The following is a 5,571-nucleotide window of genomic DNA, read 5'->3' as shown; positions in this document are numbered from 1 at the left end:
CCCCCCACCCCGTCACCCCCGTCACCCCAGGAGGTCCCTCGTGTTCTCGCGGTCACCCCTCATCCGCGGCGCCGCCTGCGGCGCGATCGGTGCGCTGCTGACCGGGTCGTTCCTCAGCGCGCCCGCGCGGGCCGAACAGCGCCCGCCGCGCACGGGGTTCGAGATCAGCCACGGCGCCCGGTGGACCACCCAGGCCGAGGAGGCGGACTTCCTCACCGCCGTCGACGAGGCCGCCCCCCGCGTCGCCGTCGACCGGATCGGCGCCACCGCGCAGGGGCGGCCGCTGCGGCTGGTGCGGATCGGCGCACCGGCCGCGCCCGCAGATCCGGCCCGGGCGGCGCGCGGCAACGTCCTGCTGCTGATCTGCTCCCAGCACGGCGACGAGCCCTCCGGCCGCGAGGCGTGCCTGACCACCATCCGCGACCTCGCCTACGCCAAGGACGGCCGGACGCGGCGCTTCCTGGAGCGCACCCAGGTGCTCGTCGTCCCGACCGCCAACCCCGACGGCCGCGCCGCCGACACCCGCGGCAACTCCGACGGCGTGGACATCAACCGCGACCACATCGCGCTCTCCACCGCCGAGACCCGCGCGATGGCGGGCGTCATCCGCGACTGGCGCCCCGACACCGTCTACGACCTGCACGAATACGGCGCGACCGAGCCGTACTACGTCAAGGACCTGCTGGCGTTGTGGCCGCGCAACCTCAACACCCACGGCCCGGTGCACCGCGAGGCGCGCACCCTCTCGGACGCCTATGTGCGCCCCAGCGTCGAGGCCTCGGGCCACACCACCGGCGTCTACGGCATCTGGACCGACCCCGAGACCGGTGAGCCGGTCAAGCAGGTGGCGGGCGACGGCCAGGAGCGGATCCTGCGCAACACCGCGGGCGTCAAGCACTCCCTGGGGCTGCTGGTCGAGACCCGGGTCGACCCGCTCACCGACGCCGAGAAGGCCGACCCCGCCCTCAACAACCGCCGCCGGGTGGGCTCCCACCTGGCGGCCCTGGACGGCGCCTTCGACTTCGTCGCCCGGCGGCGCGCCCGGATCGAGGCGGCCACGACGGCGGCGCGGCTGGCGGGCTACGCGGACCGGGGCCCGGTCTACCTCGGCGGCGCCGACAACGAAACGCCCGAGGAGGACACGGTCCTGAAGGATCCGCCGTGCGGTTACCGGCTGGACGCCGAGAGTTACGGCGAGGTGCGGGACGAACTGGCCCTGCACGGGGTGACGGCGCGACGCGACAACCGCGACGGAAGCGCCTTCGTACCGCTGCGCCAGTCCGCCCGTACGCTGGTGCCGCTGCTGCTGGACCGCCGCGCCGCGTACCACCTCACGGCGGGGCGGCCGGTGGACACCTGCTGACCCGACGCCCTGATGGCGCTGTCCTGACGCCTTGACGGAGCCGCCCTGACGCCCTCGCGGCATACGAAAACACCGGCCCCACGGCCGGTGGCATGCATCTCGGAGTCCTGGGTAGCCGGAAATCCGTCAGATAAACCTCCAGTGAAAGGTCTCTTGCGTGCCGCAGACAGGTACAACCACGGGGGACGTCGGCGGCGATCCTCCGGTGACCGTGGATCTCCCCGGCCCTGACCCGGCCGGGCCCGATCGCACCCCCCGGACGGACCGCGTGGTCTTTGGCGTCTCCGCCGCCCTCACGCTGGCCTTCGTCATCTGGGGGGCCCTGGCCACCGACTCCCTGGAGAGCGTCTCGAACAGCATGCTCTCCGGCCTGATCCACAACGGTGGATGGGCCTTTGTCCTGACCGCGTCGGGATTCGTGATCTTCGCCCTCTGGCTGGCCATGAGCCGCTACGGCAAGATCACCCTCGGAAAGGAGGGCGAGGAACCCGAATTCCGCACCGTCTCATGGGTCGCGATGATGTTCAGCGCGGGCATGGGCATCGGTTTGATGTTCTACGGCGTGAGCGAGCCGCTGTCGCACTTCATCACCCCGCCGCCCGGGACCGACCCCAGCAGCGCGGCCGAGAAGATGCAGACCGCGATGTCCACCACGCTCTTCCACTGGACACTGCATCCGTGGGCCATCTACGCGGTCGTCGGCCTGGCCATCGCGTACAGCACCTTCCGCCGTGGCCGCCGGCAGACGATCAGCGCGGTCTTCACGCCCCTCATCGGCTCCAAGAACGCCAACGGCTGGGGCGGCCGGGTCATCGACATATTGGCGATCTTCGCCACGCTCTTCGGCTCCGCCGCCTCGCTCGGCCTCGGCGCGCTGCAGATCGGCAGCGGCGTGGAGGTGCTGGGCTGGAAGAGCAATGTGGGCACCGGGCTGCTGGTCGCCGTCATCGCGATCCTTACGGCGGCCTTCATCGCGTCCGCCGTCTCGGGTGTCGCCAAGGGCATCCAGTGGCTGTCCAACATCAATATGGTGCTGGCGCTCTTCCTCGCGGTCTTCGTCTTCGTGGCCGGGCCGACCATCATCATCCTCGATATGGTTCCGACCTCCGTGGCCTCCTACGTCGGCGACCTGTCACAGCTGGCCGGCCGCACCGAGGCGACCGGCGGAGAGTCGGTGGCGTCCTGGCTGAGCGACTGGACCGTCTTCTACTGGGCCTGGTGGATCTCCTGGACGCCGTTCGTCGGGATGTTCATCGCCCGGATCAGCCGGGGCCGCACCATCCGGCAGTTCGTGGGCGGCGTCATCCTGGTGCCGAGCACGGTCAGCCTGATCTGGTTCGCCATCTTCGGCAGCTCGGCGATGAAGCTGCAGGACATGGGGCGGCTCGGCGACGACTCCACCCCCGAAGGCCGACTGTTCGCGGTGCTGCACGAGTACCCGATCGCCACGGTCATGAGCGTCCTGGTCATGATCCTCGTCGGCATCTTCTTCGTCTCCGGCGCCGACGCGGCGTCCATCGTGATGGGCACGCTCTCGCAGAAGGGCACCTTCGAGCCGACCCGCTTCGTCGTGATCTTCTGGGGCGTGGTCACCGGCGCGGTGGCGGCCGTCATGCTGCTGATCGGCGGTGGTGAGGACGACGCCCTCACCGGGCTGCAGAACCTGACGATCCTGGTGGCGGCGCCCTTCACCCTGGTGATGGTGGGGCTGTGCTGGGCGCTGATGAAGGATCTGCGCCGCGATCCGCTGATCGTGCGGGGTGAGCGGGGCGAGGAGGCCGTCGAGATGGCGGTCATCGCGGGCCACGAGAAGTACGACGGAGAGTTCGAGATCCGTATCGGTCCGGTGCAGAACGGCAACGGCGCTCTGGACAAGGGTGCCGCCGAGGCCAAGAAGAAGTAGCGCCTCGGGAGGGCCGGGCCGACCGCGTCGGTCCGGCCCTCCGCCCGTTCACCGCCCTGTCAGCAGCCGGAAAGCCTCTTCGGCACAGCCCCAGGCGACCGTGACGCCCGCGCCGCCGTGGCCGTAGTTGTGGACGCGGGCTCCGCCGCCCGGCAGCTCCTCCCGCTCCAGCCGGACCCGCGCCCGCGCCGGCCGCAGCCCCACCCGGTGCGCCAGCACACGGGCGTGGGCCACCTGAGGATGGACGCGGGCGCAGCGCGCCACGATCGCCTCAGCCGTCGCGGGATCGGGCTCCAGGCCCCAGACGTTCTCCCGCGCGGTGCCGCCGAGCACCAGGCCGTAGGGCTGTGGCAGTGCGTACAGCGTGTCCCGCGCATGGGGGTCCGCGGCCACCAGCCACTCCTCCACCCCCGGGTTCTCCACGACCACGAGCTGCCCCTGCACCGGGTGCACCCCGGCGTCGGGCACCAGCTCCCGCGCGCCCAGGCCCGTGCAGTTGACGACGAGCGGAGCGGCCCGCTCGGCCTCGGCGAGTGAGGTCACGGCCCGCTCCTCGACGCTTCCGCCAGCGGCCGTGAGGCGCCGCCGCAGATAGCCGAGGTACGTCGGCATGTCGACCAGCGGGACGCGGGCCCGCAGGCCCACCGCGAAGCCGTCCGGCAGCTCGTCGGGGCGCCCCTGCCGCAGCCCCGGCACCTCCACCGCCCACGGCCCCAGGTCCCCGGTGCCGATGCCCGCCTGAACCCCCTCGACCTCGCGGACGCCGGTCTCCGCGGGACGCCGGGCCAGTGCGGTCAGGGTGCGCAGCGTCCGTATGGACCAGGTCGTCACCCGCTCCTCCGGCTCGATGCGGTACGGCCACCACAGCCCTCCGGCCACGGCCGACGTGGTGCGCCCGGCCGGGTCGCGGGTCCACACCGCTGTCCGCAGGCCCTCTTCGGCCAGCACGATGGCGCTGGTCAGGCCGATGACCCCAGCGCCGACGACGATCGCATCCCATGTCATACGCGGAGGCTATCCCCGGGGCGGCGGGGCCCGTCGGGCCCCTGGCACCGGTCCCTCTCCACCCGTCCCCCCGCTCCCGATTCCTCCCTTGTGCCGGTGTGCGCAGGGCGAGTCGCGGCCAAGATGTCGCAAAGTGGCCATACTCGGGGCATGAACCCCGCGTACGCGACCTTCGGGCTGACGCCGGCCGTGCGCGCCGGTGGCCTCCTGACCAACGGCGCGTACCACATACACCGCGAATTCCTGGACTTCGTGGTGGACGGCCGACCGCTGCTGCGGCGCCTCGCCGATCCCGACGCGGTCTCGCCGCTCGCCTCCGGCCCCGGCCCGTCCCCCTTCACCGAGCAGGTCCGCAGACTGCTGCTGGAGACCGACGCGCCGTTGGAGGGCGGCCGGTTCATCATCTACGGCTGCCCGGAGTGCGAGGGGCTGGCATGCGGCGCCGTCACCGCGGTGATCGAGCGCGACGGGGCGGACGTCGTCTGGCGGGACTTCGCCTGGCAGACGGACGGGGGCCCCGATATCGACCACAACGGATACCACGGCATCGGCCCGTACCGCTTCCACGGCGAGCAGTACCGCGCCGCCCTGGAGCGGCTGCTGCTCACCGACGGCGCGCACGAGGTCCCGACCGGCCCCCGGGTGCTGCTGATCGGCCAGCGCGCGGCCGTTCTCGCCCGGCTCGCCGCGGCGCTGCGGCGCATCGGCATCGGCGCCGAGATCACTCTTGACGCGGTGGGGGCGCTCGCCGAGGAGCTGCGGAAGTACCGAGCGGTGGTCTTCGGCGGGACCGTGGCCCGGGAGGAGCGCGACGCCGTACGGGAGGCCTTCGCCGCCGCGCGCTCCCAAGCCGTCCTGGTGACCGCGCTCGCCCCCATCGTCCCCGTGCTCGTCGCCCAGGTCGCACAGGCCCTGGAACGCGCCCCCGGCGACCGCCGGCTTGTCGGTCTTACGGCGGGCCGTCTTACGGCGGGCGGTGGCGAGGCGGTGCTGGAGGTTGCCGCCGAGTGCCGGGTGAGGCTGGTCGCCCACCGGCTCGACCGGCTCTCCCGCACCCATGCGCGGGAGCTCTTCGACGCCGTGGTGGAGCCCGGGACTTACCGGATTCCGCTGGCGGCGCGTGCGGTACGGGGGCAGTCGTTCGTGGTGGCCCGCACGAGCGATGCGGTTCTGGTGGCGCCGGTGGCCCACGGCTAGGGCTCGCCCCGGGCCCGCTTCCGCCGCCGCGGCCGTGCCCCCATCCCGGGGGCCGGGAGCGCGTCCGTTCCACTGGCCGGTTGAGGGGCGGGGGTTGGGGGAG

4 protein-coding genes are annotated in these 5,571 nt (G+C 72.5%); 3 read left to right on the top strand and 1 reads right to left on the bottom strand.

Features of this window, described 5'->3' with window-relative positions; translation table 11 throughout:
- Window positions 1-40 precede the first annotated feature (40 nt).
- Window positions 41-1,363 (top strand): M14 family metallopeptidase, encoded by a 1,323-nt coding sequence (locus VT50_RS37820; protein WP_046085316.1) that lies wholly within the window; start codon window positions 41-43, stop codon window positions 1,361-1,363.
- Window positions 1,364-1,568: 205 nt separating this feature from the next.
- Window positions 1,569-3,266 carry a BCCT family transporter gene (locus tag VT50_RS37815; RefSeq protein ID WP_240529501.1) on the top strand — a complete coding sequence of 566 codons (1,698 nt, stop codon included), beginning with the start codon at window positions 1,569-1,571 and terminating at the stop codon, window positions 3,264-3,266.
- Between the two features lie 48 nt (window positions 3,267-3,314).
- Here VT50_RS37815 and VT50_RS37810 read toward each other — a convergent pair whose 3' ends face one another.
- Entirely contained in the window at window positions 3,315-4,271 is a 957-nt protein-coding gene (locus tag VT50_RS37810; RefSeq protein WP_046085314.1) for an FAD-dependent oxidoreductase, read from the bottom strand.
- A 150-nt stretch (window positions 4,272-4,421) separates the two neighbouring features.
- On the opposite strand from VT50_RS37810, the gene VT50_RS37805 reads away from it, so the two are divergent.
- Window positions 4,422-5,468 carry a hypothetical protein gene (locus VT50_RS37805; RefSeq protein ID WP_046085313.1) on the top strand — a complete coding sequence of 349 codons (1,047 nt, stop codon included), beginning with the start codon at window positions 4,422-4,424 and terminating at the stop codon, window positions 5,466-5,468.
- The last annotated feature ends 103 nt before the right edge of the window (window positions 5,469-5,571 follow it).

Origin of the sequence: Streptomyces antioxidans (genome assembly GCF_000968685.2) — a bacterium.
Classification (GTDB): Bacteria; Actinomycetota; Actinomycetes; order Streptomycetales; family Streptomycetaceae; genus Streptomyces; species Streptomyces antioxidans.
This window is presented reverse-complemented; position numbering and strand designations above follow the sequence as displayed.